Origin of the sequence: Methylobacterium brachythecii, assembly GCF_014196345.1 — a bacterium.
In the GTDB taxonomy this organism is placed as follows: Bacteria; Pseudomonadota; Alphaproteobacteria; order Rhizobiales; family Beijerinckiaceae; genus Methylobacterium; species Methylobacterium brachythecii.
The window spans coordinates 77,214-98,786 of sequence record NZ_JACIDN010000012.1 but is presented as its reverse complement, the minus strand read 5'-3'; the positions used below and the strand labels follow the sequence as shown (position 1 = coordinate 98,786).

Here is a 21,573-nt window from a genome sequence, read left to right as displayed (position 1 = left end):
CACCCGCTCTGATTGAAGCAGAAGCCCAGCGATGGCTCTTTGCAGTGTCTCTCCAGCAACGCATTTGTTGCAACCTAGAGACAGTCAATTGTCGGCAGGGGGTAAAACACTGCACCGATGAATGGGAAAATTCTTGGTTAACGCCCCTTAACCATACTTATTTTCAGAAAATCCAGTTCTCGCTCCCCCGCTGAACACCTCTTATCGGGCCGCATCTCGAGCACCGAGTGCAGAGTTTCGTGAGTAGAGCGACAACGCATTTCAAGCGTTGGCGCCCCGAAAATTCGTCGCTTCGAGAAACAGCTCAATCAAGCTCAAGTCGTCATAATGACTGGGCCGGGGGATTATTTTGCCATGTCCACGCACGTCTCCAACCTGCCGATCAACGCAGACGTCGTCCCGGCTCGGGTTGCATTACCCAGCGTGGACAGCACACAGATCAGTCACGCATCGATCCGGCATCGCATCTCCGGTGTGACGATCAAGCTCGGCGACCACTTCGTCCAGCAGATCACCAAGCTCGTTCGTCTCCGTCACCGGGAACTGATCGACGGGACCGTCGGCCGTCTCAACCGTTCGGCACGCCGCAGGCAACTGCGTCAGCAGCGCCGGCTGTCGGCTGATGCGACGCGAGGCGCCCTGCCTACCTGGCGGCGCATCGCCAGGCAGCTCACGGTGCCAACAGGTGCTGCGGCCATTCTGCTCGGTGCAGGCATCGCCGGCAGCTCGTCGGCTCAGGCGCAGACGATCCCGAAGCTCGCCAACTTCGCCAATGTCTGCTCCGGCATCAGCGTCACGCTGCCCACGCTGCAGCCTGTGACAACCGGAATCGGCGGCTTGCTCTCTGGCCTTGGCCTCAGCGGCCTCGGCAGCCTGCTGACGACCAACTTCGGACTTCTCAGCAACCAGCAGCTGGGCGCCAGTATCCTCGATGCGAATGGTCAGTTGGTGAACTCCGCGAATTGCGGCGTGTCCTCTACCAACGGCTTTGCCCTCAATAACAACGTCGGCATCAGCTTTGGCGGCGGCGTCATCACCGGTCTGGGCGGAGCCTCGAATACGGGGGCGACGGCAGGCGACATCACGGCCATCGCCATCGGAAATACCGCGACCACGTCAGCTGGCGCAGTCAACGCCATCGCGATCGGTGTCGCTGCGAAGTCGCTGACCACCGGTGCCGTGGCCCTCGGAGCTGGTGCCCTCGCAGAGGGCGGCAAAGCCGTCTCGATCGGCGTCGGCAACACCGCGAACGGCAATGGCGCGGTGGCCATCGGTGATCCGAACGTGGCGACCGGCACCGGCGCCCTGGCGATGGGTGCGAACAACACCGCAACCGGCACCGGCGCCGTCGGCCTGGGCAACACCAACACTGCGACCGGCACTGGCGCCCTCGCCATCGGCAACACGTCCAATGCCACGCTCGACGGCACGATCGCCCTGGGCAACGCCGCCAATGCCACCTTCCTCAACTCGATCGCGATCGGCACCAACACCAAGGCGCCGGGATCCGCCGTCGCCCAGGGCGTCATCGATTTCCGCACGGCTGGAAATCCCAACCAGCAACTCCTCAATTCGGCGACCGGTACGCTAACCATGACCCCGTCCGCGGTGGCGATCGGCGAGAATTCGGTCATCAACACCGGCGGTGGTGTCGCGCTCGGCTACAACAACAATGCCGGCAGCACGAACGGCTTCTTCTCGACGGCCATCGGTGCCGACAACCTGGCCAGCGGCGGCTATGCCACCGCCATCGGTGTCAACAATACGGCCTCGGGTAACGGCGGCGTCGCTCTAGGCGTGAACAACACGGCAAGTGGCCTTCGCGCGATCGCGGTCGGCCGCCAGTCCGTCGCTACCGGCGATTTCACCATCGCTCAGGGCTTCGTCTCGAGCGCCTACGGCACCAACGCGATCGCTTTGGGCGCCAACAGCACCGCCGGCGTTTCCGGCGGGACGGTCATCAACGATGTCGCGATCGGCTCGGCCGCTTCGGCGACCGCAGGCAGCTCGGTGGCGCTCGGCGCGGGCTCGACGTCCACGCGCGCTGGCCTCACCGGTGCCGCCGAGGCGTTCTCGCAGACGATTGTCGCTTCTACCAACGGCGCCGTCTCGGTCGGCGCGGCTGGCGGCGAGCGGCAGATCACCAACGTGGCGGGCGGCACGCAGGCCACCGACGCGGTCAACCTTCGCCAGCTCACCTCCGTCGCAAACAACGTCGCGACGACGCTCGGCTCGGCCTTCGATCCGACGACAGGCGCCTATACGGCTCCGAGCTACACTGTCGCCGGAAAGAACTACACGACGGTGAGCGCGGCGATCGCTGCGCTGAATGTGACCTCAGGCACCAGCGCCACCTTCGTCTCCGACAATACTGCGGCCAAGGGAGCGGCCGTTGCCACCGGGCAGAACGCTTCGGCAGGAGGCTACGGCTCGTCCGCGACCGGCAAGGCGTCGACCGTGATCGGCAACTCCGCCACCGACAACGGCACCGCCAACTCCACCGTCCTCGGCAATGCCGCCACCATCACCGCTGGCCTGACCGGCTCCAACGTCGCCCTCGGCCAAGGCTCCAACGTGACGGCCAACGCCGTCGGAACCCCGAATGCCGTCATCGGCGGAAACACCTACGGCTTCGCCGGGGTCGCTCCGGCCGGAACGGTCTCGGTCGGGTCGGCCGGTGCCGAGCGCACCATCACCAACGTCGCGGCAGGCCGTCTCTCGACCACCTCCACCGATGCGGTGAACGGCTCGCAGCTCAACGCCACCAACCAGCAGGTCACCACCAACACCACCAACATCACCAACATCACCAACGGCGCGGCCGGACCGGTGCAGCGCACCGCAACGGCAGGCCAACTCGCGCTGGTCGCCCCGGCCGGCAGCGGCACGGCACCGGGCGCGACTCAGAACCTCACCAACGTCGCGGCGGGCGCGCTTAACCCGACCTCGACCGACGCGGTGAACGGCTCGCAGCTCAACACGACCAACACCAACGTCACCGCCGTCACCGCCCAGACCACGGCCCTCGGCAACGCGGTCGCCGCCGATCTCGGTGGCGGTTCGACCTATACCGCAGGGGGCGGCCTGACCGCGCCGGCCTACAACACCTTCGGCACCACCGCGACCAACGTCGGCGCCGCCATCACCAACCTGCAGACGCTGGCGCCGGTCCAGTATTCGAACGCTGCGGGCACGGCGACGCCGCAGGTGCGCAGCAACGACATGGCTCTGGTCGGCGCTGCTGCCGGCACGGTCACGCTGCACAACCTCGCGGCCGGCACGGCCAATACCGACGCAGTCAATGTCGGCCAGTTGAACACCGCGATCGGCAACGGTCCGTTCGCCTCCAACCGCCCGGCCGGCGCGGCAAACCCGGTCGCCTCCGGCGCCGCTGCCACGGCAGGCGGCTACGGGTCGTCCGCCACGGCAGCCGCCTCCACCGCCCTCGGCAACAACGCCACCGACAACGGCATCGCCAACTCGACCGTCATCGGCAACGGCGCGAATGTCGCTGCGGGCGCCACCGGCTCCAACGTCGCCCTCGGCCAAGGCTCCACAGTCGTCGGCACCGCCGTCGCCACGCCGAACGCCGTCATCGGCGGCAAGACCTACGCTTTCGCCGGAGCAGCTCCGGCCGGAACGGTCTCGGTCGGCGCAGCCGGTGCCGAGCGCACCATCACCAACGTCGCGGCAGGCCGTCTCTCGACGACCTCGACGGATGCGGTGAACGGCTCGCAGCTCGATGCCACGAACCAGCAGGTCACCACCAACACCACCAACATCACAAACATCACGAACGGCGCGGTCGGCACCGTGCAACGCACCGGCACGGCAGACCAACTCGCGCTGGTCGCGGTAGGTGGCACCGGCGCGGCCCCGGGCGCAGCCCAGGTCCTCACCAACGTCGCTAACGGAGCGGTCACCGCTGCTTCGAAGGATGCGGTGAACGGCTCGCAGCTCAACACGACCAACACCAATGTCACTGCCGTCACCGCCCAGACCACGGCACTCGGCAACGCGGTCGCCACCGATCTCGGTGGCGGTTCGACCTACAGCGCGGGTGGCGGTCTGACCGCGCCGGCCTACAACACCTTCGGCACCACCGCGACCAATGTCGGCACCGCCATCACCAACCTGCAGACGCTGGCCCCGGTCCAGTATTCCAACGCCGCGGGTACGGCGACGCCGCAGGTGCGCAGCAACGACATGGCCCTGGTCGGCGCAGCTGCCGGCACGGTCACACTGCACAACCTGGCCGCCGGCACGGCCAACACCGACGCGGTCAATGTCGGGCAACTCAACACCGCGATCGGCAACGGCCCGTTCGCCTCGAACCGCCCGGCCGGCGCGGCCAACCCGGTTGCCTCGGGCGCCGCTGCCACGGCAGGCGGTTACGGCTCGTCGGCCACGGCCGCCGCCTCCACCGCTCTCGGCAACAACGCCACCGACAACGGCATCGCCAACTCCACGGTTCTCGGCAACGGGGCCAACGTCGCTGCGGGCGTCACCGGCTCCAACGTCGCCCTCGGCCAGGGCTCGGTCGCCTCGACCGGTGCCCAAGCCAACTACACTGCCTTCGGCCTGACCCCGCTGCAGAACGCGGTGGGCACGGTCTCGGTCGGTGCCGTCGGCGCCGAGCGTACCATCTCCAATGTCGCCGCCGGCAAGGCCAACACCGATGCCGTCAACGTCGCACAGCTCACCGGTGCTGCGTCGAACCTCGGCGGAACGGTCGCCACCACCATCGGCGGCGGCACGACCTACAACGCCACCACCGGCAAGCTGGCCGGCGGCTTCACCGTCAACGGCACCACCTATGCCGACGTCGCAGGCGCCATCGCAGGCAGCGCAGCCGGCGGGGGTGTCGTCCAGCGGACGGCGACGGCCAACCAAGTCGCCATCACCGCCCTGGGCGCCTCTGGTACCGCTCCGGGTGTAGCCCAGAACCTCACCAACGTCGCAAACGGCACCGTCGCCGCTGGCTCGACCGACGCGGTGAACGGAGGCCAGCTCTTCGGAACGGCCCAGTCGGTCGCCACCAACTTCGGCGGCACCTCCAAGGTCAACGCCGACGGCTCCATCTCCGCCCCGACCTACAATGTCGCCGGAGGCAGCTACAACAACGTCGGATCGGCCCTCAGCGCCATCGATAACGGCATCAACAACGGCAAGATCGGTGCCTTCGTCGCCGACAACACCGGCGGCAAGGCGAACGCCGCCGCCACCGGGGCGAACGCCTCGGCAGGTGGCTTCGGGGCGGTCGCCTCGGGCGCCGCATCGACCGCGATCGGTAACTCGGCACTCGACAACGGTGTCGCCAACTCCACCGTCCTCGGCAGCGGCGCCAGCATCACGGCCGGCTTGACCGGCTCCAACGTCGCCCTCGGCCAAGGCTCCACCGTCGTGGCCAATGCCGTCGGAACCCCGAATGCCGTCATCGGCGGCACGACCTACGCCTTTGCCGGGGTCGCTCCCGCCGGAACGGTCTCGGTCGGCGCAGCCGGTTCCGAGCGCACCATCACCAACGTTGCGGCAGGGCGCCTCTCGACGACCTCCACAGATGCGGTGAACGGCTCGCAGCTCAACGCCACCAACCAGCAGGTCACCACCAACACGACCAACATCACCAACATCACCAACGGTGCGGCCGGAACGGTGCAGCGCACCGCAACCGCGGGCCAACTCGCGCTGGTCGCCCCGGCTGGCAGCGGCACGGCACCGGGCGCAGCCCAGAACCTGACCAACGTCGCAAACGGCACCGTCGGTGCTGGCTCGACCGACGCCGTGAACGGAGGCCAGCTCTTCGGAACGGCGCAATCCGTCGCCACCAACTTCGGCGGCACCTCCAAGGTCAATGCCGACGGCTCCATCTCCGCCCCGACCTACAATGTCGCCGGAGGTAGCTACACCAATGTCGGATCGGCACTCAGCGCCATCGACAACGGCATCAACAGCGGCAAAATCGGTGCCTTCGTCGCCGACAACACCGCCGCCAAGGCGAACGCCGCCGCCACCGGTACGAACGCCTCGGCAGGTGGCTTCGGAGCCGTTGCCTCGGGCGCCGCATCGACTGCGATTGGTAACTCGGCGCTCGACAACGGCGTCGCCAACTCGACGGTTGTCGGCAGCGGCGCCAGCATCACCGCCGGCGTCACCGGCTCCAACGTCGCCCTCGGCCAAGGTTCGATCGCTTCGACCGGCGCCCAGGCCAACTACGCCGCCTTCGGCCTGACCCCGCTGCAGAACGCGGTGGGCACGGTCTCGGTCGGTGCCGTGGGCGCCGAGCGCACCATCTCCAACGTCGCCGCCGGCAAAGCCAATACCGATGCCGTCAACGTCGCCCAGCTCACTGGCGCTGCGTCGAACCTCGGTGGATCGGTCGCCACCACCATCGGCGGCGGCACCACCTACAACGCCACCACCGGCAAGCTGACCGGCGGCGTCACCGTCAACGGCACCACCTATGCCGACGTCGCCGGCGCCATCGCGGGCAGCGCAGCCGGTGGCGGTGTCGTCCAACGGACGGCGACGGCCAACCAAGTCGCCGTCACCGCTCTGGGCGCCTCCGGTACGGCACCGGGCGCGGCTCAGAACCTCACCAACGTCGCAAACGGCACCGTCGGTGCTGGCTCGACCGACGCCGTGAACGGAGGCCAGCTCTTCGGGGCAGCTCAGTCGGTCGCAAAAAATCTCGGCGGCGGCTCCACCGTCAACACCGACGGCACCGTGTCCGCTCCGAGCTACATCGTCGGCGGCAACACCTACGGCAATGTCGGCGACGCACTGGCTGCCGGCAACAAGGCCGCGGTCCAATATGCTACCGACGGAGCCGGCAATCCTCAGCCCACCATCGACCTGACCAAGGGCAACACGCTGGCTCCGGTCTCGATGACCGGGCTCGCCAACGCCACCACGGCCACAGGCGCAGTGACGCTCGGGCAGCTGCCCGTGCAATACACCGACGCGGCGGGTACCCCGACGCCGGCCACTTCGTCGAACACCGTCGGCCTCGTCGGCACAACCGCCGGAACGCCGGTGACGCTCGGCAACCTCGCCGCCGGCGCGGTCAACGCGACGTCCAACCAAGCCGTCAACGGCAGCCAGCTCTACGGAACCGCACAGTCGGTCTCCACGGCGCTCGGCGGCGGCTCGACGGTCGATGCCAACGGCGCCGTGGTCGCTCCGACCTACAAGCTCGCCAGCGGCAACTACTCCGACGTCGGCTCGGCCCTCACCGCCCTCGACGGCGGGCAGGCAGGCGCCTTCCGCTCGAACAATGCAGCCGGCGCCGCCGCACCGGTCGCCTCCGGTGCCAACGCCACGGCCGGCGGCTTCGGAGCGGTCGCTTCGGGAGCAGGCTCCACCGCCCTCGGCAACTCCGCGGTCGATAACGGTGTCGCCAACTCCACCGTCCTCGGCAACGGCGCGACCATCACGGCGGGCCTGACCGGTTCCAACGTCGCCCTCGGCCAGGGCTCGGTCGCCACGACCGGCGCCCAGGCCAACTACACCGCCTTCGGCCTGACCCCGCTGCAGAACGCGGTGGGCACGGTCTCGGTCGGTGCCGTCGGTGCCGAGCGCACCATCTCCAACGTCGCTGCCGGCAAGGCCAACACCGATGCCGTCAACGTCGCACAGCTCTCCGGCGCTGCGTCGAACCTCGGCGGAACGGTCGCCACCTCACTCGGCGGCGGCACGACCTACGATACGACGACCGGCAAGCTGACCGGGGGCTTCACCGTCAACGGCACCACCTACGCCGACGTCGCCAGCGCGGTCGCGGGCAGCGCGGCCGGTGGCGGCGTCGTCCAGCGGACGGCCTCGCCGAACCAGGTCGCCCTCATCGCGACCGGTGCCTCCGGCACCGCTCCGGGTGCGGCCCAGAACCTGACGAACCTCGCCGCCGGCACCGTGGGGGCAACCTCCACCGATGCGGTGAACGGCTCGCAGCTCTTCGGTACGGCCCAGTCGGTCTCCACCGCTCTCGGCGGCGGCTCCAAGGTCAATGCCGACGGCACGGTCGCCGGACCGACCTACAACGTCGCCGGTGGATCCTACACCAATGTCGGCTCGGCCCTGACCGCACTCGACAACGGCATCAACAACGGCAAGATCGGCGCGTTCGTCGCCGACAACACCGGCGGCAAGGCAAATGCCGTCGCCACCGGGGCGAACGCCTCGGCGGGTGGCTTCGGGGCTGTCGCCTCGGGGGCCGGCTCCACCTCGATCGGCAACTCGGCGGTCGATAACGGTGTCGCCAACTCGACCGTCGTCGGCAGCGGCGCCAGCATCACGGCCGGCCTGACCGGCTCCAACGTCGCCCTCGGCCAGGGCTCGGTCGCATCGACCGGTGCCCGGACCAACTACAACGCCTTCGGTCTGGCCGCTCCGCAGAACTCGGTCGGCACGGTCTCGGTCGGCTCCGCCGGAGCCGAGCGCACCATCAGCAACGTCGCGGCGGGCACAGCCGGGACCGACGCCGTCAACGTGAACCAGCTCTCGGGTGCCGTGAGCAACATCGGAACCTCGATCGCCAACAGCTTCGGCGGCGGCTCGACCTACAACTCCACAACCGGCCAGATCATCGGACCGAGCTATACGGTGGCCGGCAACACCTACACCAATGTCGGCGACGCCATCACCGCCGGCAACAAGGCCTCCGTCCAATACACCACCGATGCAGCCGGCAACCCGACCAACGCCATCGACCTGACCAAGGGCGGGACGCTCGCCCCGGTCACGATGAGTGGTCTGGCCGCAGGGACCCTCTCCGCGACCTCTACGGACGCGGTGAACGGAAGCCAGCTCTACGCGACCAACCAGGCGATCTCGAGCATCGTCGGCAGCAAGGGTGGGGCTTTCGTCTCCGACAACACTGCTGGTGCGGCCATCCCGGCCGCGACCGGTGCCAACGCCTCGGTCGGCGGCTTCGGGGCGGTGGCCTCGGGGGCTCGCTCGACCGCTCTCGGCAACGGCGCCACCTCCAGCGGCACCAACTCGGTAGCCCTCGGAGCGGGCTCGACGGATGGCGGTGTCGCCAACGTGGTCTCGGTGGGTTCAGCCGGCAACGAGCGGCGCATCACCAACGTCGCGGCGGGCGTCAACGCGACCGACGCGGCCAATACGGGACAGCTGACCGCGCTCTCCGCTCGCAGCCTCCAGTACGACACCACGGCCACGGGAACCACGAACTACCAGTCGGTCACGCTGAACCCGACGGGCTCCGGCCCGGTCACCATCCACAACGTCGCTGCGGGTGTTGCCCTCACCGACGCGGTGAATGTCGGACAGCTCAACGCGGCCTCGGCCAATTCCGTCCAGTACTCGACGAACCCGGACGGCACGCGGTCCAACACGCTGGCTCTTCTCGGCGGTACCGCCGGTGCTCCGGTGACGGTCTCGAACGTCGCGGCGGGTGTCGCGCCGACCGACGCGGTCAACGTCGGCCAGCTGCAGAGTGCTCTGAGCAACCAGTACAACAACCTGGCGCAGATCACCGAGTACCAGTTCCGCAGCGCCAAGATGGCGGCCTATGCGGGCACCTCGATCGCCCTGGCGACCGCAGGCATCCGCTTCGACGACCGGCCGGGCAAGATCTCGCTGGGCATCGGCGCCAGCGGCTATCACGGCTCGGCGGGCCTCGCGATCGGCCTCGGCGGGACGTCGGAAGACGGCAAGTGGCGCATCAACGTCTCGGCGGGCTTCTCGCCGAACAACCAGAAGGGTGCGGCTGGCATCATGGGAGGTGCGAGCTACACCTTCAACTGATCCCGCCACGATCGGGACGGCGTTTCGAGGGGTCCGGCGCGAGCCGGGCCCCTTTCGTCATGTCCGGTCGATCGAAGGCGCCGTTTCGGCAAACAGTTTTCCAACTCGCCGCCTTTCCGGTGACTGCGCGCTCACCGACTCTCCGTCGGCGCAAATCACTTGTTAACCATAAGTGCGCCGGGGCCACGCCATGATCGACCAAAGATTTCATCGCCCGCGCATGTTGATCATGGGCGGGGTCCTGAGTGCCGTGCTGCCGGTTCTGATCGTCTCATCGGCGACGGCAAAACCGGAGCCGGGCGCATTTCAGGTCGCGCAGGCCGAAGGTCAAGGCGATCCGGCGCCCGCGAAACCGCAGGCGGTGAGGAAGCCCAGGCCCAAGCCGGTCGCGCACGCCGCCAGCAAGGCCGAGACCCCTCCCAAGACTACTCCGCCCGCACCGACCGTCGCACCCACGGCCGCTGCCGCCGACCAGGCCACTCCGCCCGCAGCGCCTGCTGCGGCTGCCACCGACCCTGCCGCCGTCGTGGCCGAGCCCGTCCGCCACGCCCGAGAGGCCAAGCTCGGACGCTGCGTAGACACCATCTCGAAGGCATCGAGCAGCACCATCGACACGGCCCATGCCGCGGTCTCGACCTGGTCCCAGAAGGGTCCGGACGAGCATATGTTCCAGTCGATCGTGGCGTTGAGCTACAGCAACAAGGTCGCGCCGAAGGCGGCCACTGTCCTCGTGGCGGCGCCGGAGGGACCGGGCTGCGAGGCGACGACCGTGCAGGTCTATCCGACCACGCGCTCCTGCGGCGACGTCGAGGGCGACCTCAAGAAGGCCGGCCGCCAGGTCGGCGACTTCGGCGGGGTCGCGATGACCCAGGAGCAGGGCGCGTCCCGCCATCTGCTCCTGCCGGCGCCGGGCACGGGCTGCGTCGTGGTGGCGGTCGGGCTGGCCCTCAACCAGTGAGCCGGCCGATGCGCCTCCTGACCCTGATCGGCGCGGGCTGTGCCGTGTTGGCCGCCGCCGTCCCCGCAGCCGCACAGCAAGGCGCGGCGACGAAGGGCTTCACCACGGCGGCGGTGGACCGCGAGCTCTTCCGCGACGGTGAGGTGAAGCGCCGCAACGAGCGCTTCGCCGGATGGTCGCTCGATTGCGACGAGGTTCCCCGTCTGGGGCAGCGGTTCTGCAGTTTGCGGGCGCTGGCAAGGGACGCCGCCGGAACGGGCGTCGCAGATTTCGTGCTGTCGACGGACGACCGCGGCAAGCCCGCAGCCCTCGTCGGGCTTCCCCTCGGCCTCGATCTGTCGAGTCCGGTGACGATCGAGGCGGCGCATCCCCTCGTGCTCGGTCAGCCCTCGGCCAGCCTCGCCTCGTCGGCGCGCGAGATCGCGAAGACCGGGAAGAGGGCGCCGCCTGCTGCCAAGGGGGCCGTGACGACGGATATCCTGCGCTTCGTGCTGCATCCGACGCTCTGCGACCCGACGGGATGCCACGTCGTGCTCCCGCTGAAGCCGGCTGACATCGCAGCATTGCGGGCCGGGGCCGGCCTGCGGATGCGGTTCGCGGCGAGCGGCAGGGACGGACGCGGCTTCGCCGCCCGAAGCGATCTTCCGTCACGCCCGATCGAGGCGGTGATCGCGAGCGACGGGTTCGGGCAGGCGCTCGAGGCCTCTATCCGCTGAACGACCGGGATCGACACCACGGACGAGGGACGAGGCACCCATGATCACGATCCAGAAAGCCGCGCGCACCGAGACGTCGAGCTACGACGAGGTGCCCTATACCTCGCGCGCCTTCCCGGCGACCGATCCGCGCCGGCTCTCGGCCATCGCTCGGCTGTTCGGGCTCAATCCTCCGTCGCCGGCCAAGGCGCGAATTCTGGAAATCGGCTGCGCGGGTGGAGGCAATCTGTTGCCGCTCGCCGCCCGGATGCCCGAGGCGAGCTTCGTCGGCATCGACGCGTCGGGCAAGCACATCGCCCAGGCGCTCGAACAGGCCGAGACGCTGGGCATCGACAACGTCCGCTTCGAGCACCTGCTGGTTCAGGACCTCGACGATTCCTTCGGAAGCTTCGACTACGTGATCTGCCACGGCGTCTACAGCTGGGTGCCGAGCGAGGTGCAGGACGCGATCCTCGACAAATGCCGACTGCGCCTGACGCCCGACGGCGTCGCCTTCATCAGCTACAACACCTATCCGGGGTGGAAGACGCGCGAGATCGTGCGCGACGCCATGATGTTCCATACCGGCGGCGTCGAGGACCTGCGGGCCAAGCTCGGGCACGGTCGCGGCATGCTCGACTTCATGCGCGAGATGGCCGCGCCTGGGACCTTGTTCACGGAGATCCTGCAGGGTGAGGCGCCCGGCATCGCCACGGGCGAGGACGCCTACCTGATTCACGAGTTCCTGGAGGCGCACAACGCCCCCTGCTACTTCCACGACTTCGCGAAGCGCGCCCGCAGCGCCGGGCTCGCCTACCTCGCCGACGCCACGCTCGCCACGATGTTCACCGACAATCTAGAGCCCTCCGCCCGCGACCGGCTCATCGTCGCCTGTGGCGGCGACCAGATCCTGCTGGAGCAATATCTCGACTTCTGCCGCAACCGGCAGTTCCGCCAATCGCTCCTCGTCCACGCCGACAAGGGGCAGGCGATCGACCGGCGCCTCACCGACGAACGGCTGAGGGGCCTGCACTATCGCAGCCTGTTTCATACCCGCTCGCCCGACGCCGACGGACGCGGCTTCGTCTACGAGGGCCGCAACGGCTGGGCGCGGGCCGAGAGCGCTTTGGAGCGCACCGCCCTCGACACGATCTTCAGCGCCCAGGGCAGGGCGCTCGATTACGGGACCTGGGAGGCCGGCGTCGCGGCACGCCTCGGCGCGACCGCGATGGATCGTAGCGCCTTCGCGGGTTTCGTCAGCCTGCTGGTGACGCGCGGCCTTCTCGACGTGCTCGGCGAGGGCTGCGAGGCCGACGCTGCCGACAGTTCCACCGAGCACCTCCACGCGGACGAACTCGCACTCCGCATGGTGGCGGCCGGACAGCTCGACGTGACCAACGCCTATCACGAGCTGTCCCGACTCTCGCCGGTGGATGCCGTCGTGCTGCCCCGGCTCGCAGAAGACGATCTCGGCGAGGCGGTATTCGAGGCGGTCGAGGCCGGTCAGATCAAGCTACTGATCGACGGTACGCCGATCACCGACACGGAGATCCTGCGCAGCGAGAGCCAGCGGCACGCCGAGTCGTCCATCGCGCGGCTGCGGGCGCTCGGCTTCGTTCAGGGCGGCAGGAGCCAAGCTCCTGGATCGGAGGCCGTCGCGACCGGGGCGTGACGCGATCGCCGCGCCCGCTGCGGCACTCGGCCTTGACTCCCGTGCCGCGCGGATGGCTTGAGGCACCATGTCCAGCCTCGACGCCTTCGCGCGCGGCGCGCTCGCGGAACTCGACGCAGCCTCCCTGCGCCGCCGGCTCGTCGCGACCGAACGCGGCCCGGAGGCGTCGGCAGCGCGGGACGGGCGCAGCCTCGTCTCGTTCTCCTGCAATGACTATCTCGGGCTGAGTCACGATCCGCGCGTGATCGCGGCCGCCAACGAGGCGCAGGTGCGCTGGGGCACCGGGGCGGGGGCCTCGCGGCTCGTCACCGGCAACCATCCGCCGCTGATCGCCCTGGAAGAGCGGCTCGCCGCCCACAAGGGCAAGGAGGCCGCGCTCGTCTTTGGCAGCGGCTACCTCGCCAATCTCGGCATCGTTTCCGCGCTCGCCGGCACGGGCGACCTGATCCTGGTCGATGCCCTCGGCCATTCCTGCCTTTTTGCAGGTGGCAAGCTGTCGGGCGCCGAGTTGCTGCGCTTCCGGCACAACGACCTCGCGCATCTCGAGGTGCTGTTGGCCCGGCACCGTGGCAAGGCGCGACGCGCGATGATCCTGACGGAGCGGGTCTTCAGCATGGATGGCGATCGGGCGCCGCTCGCCGAAATCCTGGCGCTCGCTGAAGCACATGATGCCTGGGTGCTCGTCGACGACGCGCATGGGCTCGGCGTTGTCGAGCCCGGAGCCCGCGCGCCACTCGAGATGGGCACCCTCTCCAAGACGCTTGGCGCCTACGGTGGCTATCTCTGCGCCTCACAGGCCGTGATTGACTTGCTGACGAGCCGCGCGCGGAGCTTCGTCTACACCACCGGCCTGCCGCCGGCCGCCGCCGCCGCGGCGCTTGCCGCCCTCGACATCGTCGAGACCGAGCCGGAGCGCGCTGCACGGCCGCTGGCCCTCGCCCGGCGCTTCACGGCGCGGCTCGGGCTCCGCGAGGCGCAGAGCCCGATCGTTCCGATCGTGGTCGGGGAGACGGAGACGGCGCTCGCCCTGTCCGACGCCTTGCAGGCTCGGGGCTTCCTCGTGGTCGCGATCCGGCCACCGACGGTTCCCGCAGGAACGGCCCGGCTGCGTGTGGCCTTCTCGGCCGCGCATAGTGAGGCGCAGGTCGAGGCGCTCGCCGTGGCTCTTTCAGAGTTGCGGCCGCCGGTCGCGGCATAGACATCCGCTGACGATTGGCATTCGCGTTGCGGAGCGGATGCGGTCAGAATTTGGCTTGGCCGTTCGTTCGTAGGAAGCCTCGCTTGCTCGCCTCCGCTCTCGCCACCCGCAAGCCCATCGCGTCGATCCTGGCGCAGCAGGACGCCGCGGGCGCTTCGACCGGCCTCGCCAGAACGCTTTCTGCCTTCAGCCTCGTCTGCATCGGGGTCGGAGCGACGATCGGTGCCGGGATCTTCGTATTGACGGGGACGGCGGCCGCGCAGTTCGCGGGGCCGGGCCTCGCGCTGTCTTTCATCCTCTCCGGCTTCGCCAGCGCGCTGGTCGGGCTCTGCTATGCCGAACTCGCCGCGATGATACCGGCGCCTGGCTCGACCTACACCTATACCTACGCAACGCTGGGCAGCCTGGCGGCCTGGATCATCGGCTGGGACCTCGTGCTCGAGTTTGCCATGGCGGCGGCGACCGTCGCGGTGGGATGGTCGGGTTACGCGCAGAGTCTCGCTGCCGATCTCGGGGTGAAGCTGCCGGCCGCTCTCGCCTCGGCAGGCGGCAACGGTGGGATCATCGACCTCCCCGCCGCCGTGATCACCCTCGTGCTCACGCTGCTGCTCATGCGCGGAGCGCGAGATGCAGCCTTGAGCAATGCGATCCTTGTCGCCCTGAAGGTCGCGATCATCCTTGCCTTCGTGCTCGTCGGCGCCCTGCATGTGAAGCCGGAGCTGTGGTCGCCGCTGGTGCCGCCGAACCAGGGCTCGTTCGGCGCTTTTGGCTGGAGCGGCATCCTGCGCGGGGCCGGCGTGGTGTTCTTCGCCTATGTCGGCTTCGAGACCGTCTCCTGCGCCGCGGCCGAGACCCGCAATCCGCAGCGCGACGCGCCGATCGGTTTGATCGGTGCCCTGATCGTCAGCACAGTGCTCTACGTCACCGTCGCCGTCGTGCTGACCGGGCTCGTACCCTACAGGCTGCTGAACGTTCCCGATCCAATCGCCAAGGCGGTCGACACGATCGGCCTTGGCGGCTTCTCGCTCGTCATGAAGGTCGGCGCGCTGGTCGGGCTGACGACGTCCTGCCTCACGGCGCTCTACGGCCAGGGTCGCATCTTCTATGCGATGGCCCGCGACCGTCTCCTGCCCGATGCCTTCGCCCGGATCGATCCAGCCACGCGGGCGCCGCGCCTGGGTCAGGCGACCATCGGGCTGCTGACGGCAACCGTCGCCGCCTTCGTGCCGATCGACGTCCTGGGCGAACTCGTCAGCATCGGCACGCTGTTCGCCTTCATTCTGGTCTGCAGCGCCGTGCTGATCCTGCGTCGGACGGAACCGGAGCGGGCGCGTCCGTTTCGCGTACCGGGTGGCAGCCTGCTGCCGGTTCTCGGCATCCTCGGCTGCCTCGCCTTGATGGCGGGATTGCCCGGCGACACCTGGATCCGGCTCGTCGTCTGGCTCGGCCTGGGGCTCGCGATCTTCTACGGCTACGGGCGCCGCCGTTTGCGGGCCGCGTCGAGCGGCCCGGCTTAAAGCTCCAGAGTCAGCGTGACGGGGACGTGGTCCGACGGACGCTCCCAGCCACGGGCCTCACGGAACACGTCGACCGCGCGCACGGTGTCCTTCAAGTCCGGCGAGACCCAGGCGTGGTCGAGGCGGCGGCCCTTGTTGGCGGCCTGCCAATCGGGCGAGCGGTAGCTCCACCACGTGTAGATCTTTTCGGGCTCCGGCGTGAGGAAGCGTGCCGTATCGATCCACTCGGCCTCGCCGCGCAGCGTTTCGAGCGCCTGGGTCTCGATGGGCGTGTGGCTCACCACGTCGAGCAGCTGCTTGTGCGACCAAACGTCGTGCTCCAGCGGCGCGACGTTGAGATCGCCGACGAGGATTGCGGGACCAGCGCTACGCTTGCCGCCCCAGGCGCGCAGCTCCTGCAGAAAATCGAGCTTGTGCGCGAATTTCGGGTTCAGATCGCGATCGGCGATGTCGCCGCCGGCTGGCACGTAGAAATCGTGCAGCACGATGCCCGCCGCCTTGCCCGCCTCCGGGCCGAGCACCGCCGAGATGTGGCGCGCATCCTGACGCTCGCAAAACGGCATCACGGAGCGGGTGATCAGCGGAAAGCGGGATAGGATCGCGACGCCGTTATAGCCCTTCTGGCCGGCGAACTCGACGTTCTCGTAGCCCGAGCCCCTCAGCGCCTTCAGCGGAAAGGCATCGTCCGGGCACTTCGTCTCTTGCAGGCAGAGCACGTCGGGCTTCGCAGCGTCGAGAAAACGCAGTACCGAGTCGATGCGCAGCCGCACCGAGTTGATGTTCCAGGTGGTGACGGTGAAGCGCAACGGATCCGGCCCTGTAGGGTTGGCATCGGCGAAGGGCGTCACCGATAGATCGGTTTGGATCGTCCGTCGCCGGTGAAATGCCGCCGGAGAACACCTCTCCACGACCGCCTGCGAGCTCTCGGCCAAGGACCCTGCGTGTCACGCACTCGATCCGTGATCTTCAACCTGTACTGGGCCGGCTGGACGGGATTGTTCGCTTTTCCGCTCGTCGTCCTGGCCGCGCTCGGCTCTCCGGCGAAGCCGATCCGCGCCTTCACCCGGCTTTGGTCGCGAGGGATCCTGTTCGGCCTGCGTCACATCGTCGGCCTGACCTATGTCGAGGAAGGCCGCGAACGCATCCCGGCCGAGCCGTGCCTGATCGTCGCCAACCATCAATCGGCCTGGGAGACGCTGGCCTTCCTGACCCTCGTCCCGAACGTCGCGATCGTGGCGAAGCGCGAACTCGTGGCGATCCCGATCGTGGGCTGGTTTCTGAAACGCTCGCCGATGATCATCATCGACCGGGCCAACGGCACGCAGGCCCTGCGGATCATGATCGACGAGAGCCGCGCGGCGGTCGAGCAGGGGCGATCGATCCTGATGTTCCCAGAGGGCACACGCGGGGCGATCGACGAGCCGGTGCAGTTCAAGCGCGGCGTGGAACTGCTCTATACCAAGCTCGGACTGCCGGTGCTGCCGGTCGCGGTGAATTCCGGTCTCTACTGGCCACATGGCGGTTCACGCCATCGCCCTGGAACCGTGGTGGTGAGCTACCTCAGCGCACTCGCGCCGGGACTGAGCGGCGCCGAGTTCATGCGGGGCACGCAGGAAGCGATCGATACGGAGCTCGATCGCTGGCGCGAGCCCGTTCTGCAGGCCGGCTGAAAACAGCCTATTCCTGCGCGTTCGCCTGATTGCGCTGCTGCTTCAGCTGCTCGAGGGCGGCCTTGTCCTCGGCGCGACCGTAGTCGATGAAGAACAGGATCGGATCGACCGCCTTGCCCTTCTGCAGGTTCGAGAGCTGCACCGTGGTGAGGTAGCCCTGTGGGTCGGTGATCCGCCATTGGGACAGCGTCTTCATCTCGGCGTCGAAATAGAGCTGGATCTTCGAGGTGCCCCCGAGCGTCGAGCGGTCCTCCAGCGAGACGCGGATGCCGCCCGGATCATTGCCGACCTCGGTCACGTTGAGATCGCGGGCGAGGTCGATCTTCTCACGGATCAGGAATTTCAGCGGCGTCTGCGAGATGAAGTAGAGGTCCTGCGTGTTCAGCTTGCGGTCGCGCACGGCCACAGAGGTGCCGTCGGCGACGACTTCCAGCGGCGACGGCTGATCGTATTCGAAGCGCAGGCGGCCGGGCTTGGCCAGCGAGAGCCGGCCACCGATCTTGCGACCGTCGGGGCCGATCTGCAGGAAACCGCCCGTGAGCGTCTGGAAGCTGTTGAAATAGGCGTTGGCGCGCTGAACCACGGCTTCGGGCTCGGCATGCTGCATGGAAGCGCCGGCACCCGGCGATCCAGCGGCGGCGACCTGCGACTCCGCCGGCTTGGCGTTGGGCTTGGCAGCCGGCTTGTCGGTGCTCGCGGCCTTGCCCTGGGCGGGCTTCGGCGCCGCTTTCTTGGCGGCCGGGGCCTGGGGCGGCTCGGCCTCGGGAGCGGCGGGCGCCTTCTCCTCCTTGTTTCCGAGGAGGCCGTCGATGAAGTTGGACAGCTGCGCCGAAGCCGGCTGCGGCTGCAGCGCGAAAGCCAGGAGCAATAGCGGACCGGCGGCGAGGCGGGTGCGGCGGCCAGTCATCGTGTTGCGGTCTCCGAGACTTGCCGACGGATTCGGCGAGAAGGACTTCAGTTCGGAACCCGTATCGGTCCCCCCGAACGTCCCGAGGCGCGAAGCACCGGAACGTCCTTGGTTAGAGCCCGCGCCTGTGGCGAAGTTGCGGCCTCATTCGTCGTCGTCGTAGCCGGAGGACGGCATCGGCACGCCATCGACCAGGATCTCGCGCTTGCCGGCATGGTTGGCCTGGCCGACGATGCCCTCGATCTCCATCCGCTCCATGATCGAGGCGGCGCGGTTGTAGCCGATCTGCAGGCGGCGCTGGATGTAGGAGGTCGAGGCCTTCTTGTCCCGCAGCACCACGGCGATCGCCTGCTCGTAGAGGTCCGAAGCGTCCCCCCCCTGTGCGGCGACGAAGGCGCCGACGTCGAAGACGGGCGCGTCGGCCTCTTCCGCGTCCTCGTCCTTGTCGGCCTTCGAGCGCGAGCCTTTGGCGGGTTTTTCCGGCTCGGACGTGCCGTCATCCGCCGTGACCGCGTCGAGGTAGGACGGACGGCCCTGCAGCTTCAGGTGGTCCACCACACTCTCGACTTCCAAGTCCGAGCAGAACGGGCCGTGCACGCGGGTGGTGCGGCCGCCGCCTGCCATGAACAGCATGTCGCCCTGGCCGAGAAGCTGCTCCGCGCCCATCTCGCCGAGGATCGTGCGGCTGTCGATCTTCGAGGTGACCTGGAAGGAGATCCGGGTCGGGAAGTTCGCCTTGATCGTGCCGGTGATCACGTCGACCGAGGGGCGTTGCGTGGCCATGATCAGGTGGATGCCGGCGGCACGGGCCATCTGGGCGAGACGCTGGATCGCGCCCTCGATGTCCTTGCCGGCCACCATCATCAGGTCGGCCATCTCGTCGACCACGATCACGATGTAGGGGAGCGCCGAGAGGTCCATCGCCTCCTCGACGAACACCGCCTCGCCGGTCTCGCGGTTGAAACCCGTCTGGATCGTCCGCGTGATGGTCTCGCCCTTCTCGCGGGCCTCCTTCATCCGGCCGTTGTAACCGTCGATGTTGCGCACACCGACCTTGGACATCTTCTTGTAGCGCTCTTCCATCTCGCGCACCGCCCATTTCAGAGCGATGACGGCCTTCTTTGGGTCGATGACGACGGGCGAGAGCAGGTGCGGGATGCCGTCATAGACGGACAGTTCGAGCATCTTGGGGTCGACCATGATGAGGCGGCACTCTTCCGGCTTCAACCGATAGAGCAGGCTCAGGATCATGGTGTTGATGGCGACCGACTTGCCCGAGCCGGTGGTGCCGGCGACGAGCAGGTGCGGCATGCGGGCGAGGTCGGCGATGATCGGCTCGCCGCCGATGTTCTTGCCGAGGCAGAGCGCCAGCTTGTGCTTGGTGTGGACGAAGTCTTCCGAGGCGAGCAGCTCGCGCAGGTACACGGTCTCGCGCACCTGGTTTGGCAGCTCGATTCCGATGACGTTGCGGCCGGGAACTACAGCGACGCGAGCCGAGACGGCGGACATCGAGCGGGCGATGTCGTCCGAGAGGCCGATCACGCGGCTCGACTTGGTGCCGGGAGCAGGCTCCAGCTCATAGAGCGTGACCACCGGGCCGGGGCGGACGGCGAGGATATCGCCGCGCACGCCGAAATCCTGGACGGTCTGCTGGAGGTTGAGCGCGTTCTGCTCGAGCTCGTCGGCATCGACCTCCTCGCTGTCCGACAGCATCGGCTCGGCGAGCAGTTCGAGGGCGGGCAGCTCGTAGTCGGCGTTGCCGACGAAGGACATCGGCACGTGACGATTGGCGGGCACCAGGAGCTGCCGCTCCGGCATGATCGCGCGGGGCGTCGAGACGGGGGCGGGCTGTTCGGCGACAGGCTCGGGAGCGGGCTCCGGCTCGGCCAGACCGATCTCGATCTCTTCGATCTCGGGCGTGGCGGTCTTCGGCGTGCGCAGCAGGACCGGACGCGCCGGCATCGGCAGCCGACGGGGCGCCGGAGCAGGCTCGTCCTGCATCGACGGAAGAGGGGAGGGGGGCTGAGCAACCGGGCCGGCCTTGACCGCCGGACGGATTGCGGCGCGGGCGGCCATGGCCGAAAGCGCGGGCGGAGCAACCGGCGCAACGATGGCCGAGCGACCGCCGGGCAGGAGGCTCAGCGAAGGCTTCGCGGGAGCCGGCCGCTTGATCTCTTCAACGGGCACGTTGGCCGGAAGCGGCATCGGCATCCGTTCGAACCGGACGAGATGGTCGAGCATGTAGGCCGGCGCCGCCGGCAACGGATGCACAGCCTGCGGCTGCGGACTATCCGCGTACCAGAGTTCGGTGGAGGACGGCTCGGCGGCTCCGAACCAGCCCTGCAGGTCCGACCAGTCCGGCACGTCGGACCATTCGGCGTCCGGCATCTCGGCCATCGGCGCGGGCTTGGCGGCCTGGCGGGGCCGGTCGGGAGTGCGGAAGAAGCGCACGCCCGGCGGCGGCACGAAGGGGCGGCGCCAAGATGGAACGGCGTCGGCGCCGGCGCGCGCGGCGTCCTCCGCCTGCTCGGCAGCGAGTTCCTCCGCGCGGCGCGCCTCCGCCTCGGCAGCCTCGCGCGCAACTTCGGCAGCTGCGAGGGCGGCGGCGTGAGCCTCGGCCAGGGCCTGAGCCTGCCGTTGCGCCTCGCGCTCTGCCTCGATCGCACGCAGACGGCGCTCCTGCAGGACGGGGTCCGGCGTGCGGGTGAAGCGGACGCTCGGGTCCTGGGTCTGGACCGGCATGCCCTGTGGCACGATGGCGTCCGGACGACGCGGCGTGCGCACGAGGACGCCGTCACGCGAGGCGTCCTCGTCGATGCGGCTCTCGTAGGCCATGTCGAAATAGGGCTCCTGCGCGGCAGCCGACGGCGACCACGCCGACGAGGACTCGGACGGGTCTGCGGCGAGCATCGCCTGCGGCGAGGTCAGCCAGCTCATCGGTGCTTCGGGCGCGGGCCGTGCCACCGGCTGGGCCGAACGCTGCGGCGGCCCGTAAAGGCGGCGCGCGACGTTGGAGCGGATCTTCATCAAGCGCTGGGTGATGGCGCCGATCGAGAGGTCGAGGCGGTCTCCGCCACGACCGGGACGCGAAGGATCACGATGGGAATGGGGAGGCCGTCCCGTTGCGCGCATGATCTGTGAAATGACTCGATACAAGGTCCGACTCCCGCTGGAGCGGTTCTCCACCA

10 protein-coding genes are annotated in these 21,573 nt (G+C 68.6%); 7 read left to right on the top strand and 3 right to left on the bottom strand.

Annotation, left to right across the window (positions count from 1 at the left end):
- The first annotated feature begins 354 nt into the window (after positions 1 to 354).
- From GGR33_RS26335 to GGR33_RS24520, 6 genes are all read left to right on the top strand, one after another.
- Positions 355 to 9,768, top strand: coding sequence for a beta strand repeat-containing protein (locus GGR33_RS26335; RefSeq protein WP_183513344.1), 9,414 nt, complete (start codon positions 355 to 357; stop codon positions 9,766 to 9,768).
- Positions 9,769 to 9,997: 229 nt separating this feature from the next.
- Positions 9,998 to 10,726 (top strand): hypothetical protein, encoded by a 729-nt coding sequence (locus tag GGR33_RS24540; protein WP_183513341.1) that lies wholly within the window; start codon positions 9,998 to 10,000, stop codon positions 10,724 to 10,726.
- Between the two features lie 8 nt (positions 10,727 to 10,734).
- Positions 10,735 to 11,442 (top strand): invasion associated locus B family protein, encoded by a 708-nt coding sequence (locus GGR33_RS24535; protein WP_183513336.1) that lies wholly within the window; start codon positions 10,735 to 10,737, stop codon positions 11,440 to 11,442.
- A 40-nt stretch (positions 11,443 to 11,482) separates the two neighbouring features.
- Positions 11,483 to 13,093 carry a methyltransferase regulatory domain-containing protein gene (locus tag GGR33_RS24530; protein WP_183513332.1) on the top strand — a complete coding sequence of 537 codons (1,611 nt, stop codon included), beginning with the start codon at positions 11,483 to 11,485 and terminating at the stop codon, positions 13,091 to 13,093.
- 67 nt (positions 13,094 to 13,160) lie between these two features.
- Positions 13,161 to 14,291, top strand: a complete 1,131-nt coding sequence (locus tag GGR33_RS24525; protein ID WP_183513329.1) for an aminotransferase class I/II-fold pyridoxal phosphate-dependent enzyme — start codon at positions 13,161 to 13,163, stop codon at positions 14,289 to 14,291.
- Positions 14,292 to 14,374: 83 nt separating this feature from the next.
- Positions 14,375 to 15,808 carry an amino acid permease gene (locus GGR33_RS24520; protein ID WP_183513325.1) on the top strand — a complete coding sequence of 478 codons (1,434 nt, stop codon included), beginning with the start codon at positions 14,375 to 14,377 and terminating at the stop codon, positions 15,806 to 15,808.
- Here the strand turns inward: GGR33_RS24520 and GGR33_RS24515 are convergent.
- Positions 15,805 to 16,614, bottom strand: coding sequence for an exodeoxyribonuclease III (locus GGR33_RS24515; RefSeq protein WP_183513358.1), 810 nt, complete (start codon positions 16,612 to 16,614; stop codon positions 15,805 to 15,807). The genes GGR33_RS24520 and GGR33_RS24515 overlap by 4 nt on opposite strands.
- A gap of 135 nt (positions 16,615 to 16,749) precedes the next feature.
- Here GGR33_RS24515 and GGR33_RS24510 point away from each other — a divergent pair, with 135 nt between their 5' ends.
- Entirely contained in the window at positions 16,750 to 17,478 is a 729-nt protein-coding gene (locus GGR33_RS24510) for a lysophospholipid acyltransferase family protein (RefSeq protein WP_183513324.1), read from the top strand.
- Between the two features lie 7 nt (positions 17,479 to 17,485).
- On the opposite strand, the gene GGR33_RS24505 is transcribed toward GGR33_RS24510, so the two are convergent.
- A complete protein-coding gene (locus GGR33_RS24505; RefSeq protein ID WP_183513322.1) occupies positions 17,486 to 18,385 on the bottom strand; it encodes a LolA family protein in 900 nt (299 codons plus the stop codon).
- Between the two features lie 144 nt (positions 18,386 to 18,529).
- A complete protein-coding gene (locus tag GGR33_RS24500; protein WP_425488813.1) occupies positions 18,530 to 21,517 on the bottom strand; it encodes a DNA translocase FtsK in 2,988 nt (995 codons plus the stop codon).
- Between the last annotated feature and the right edge of the window lie 56 nt (positions 21,518 to 21,573).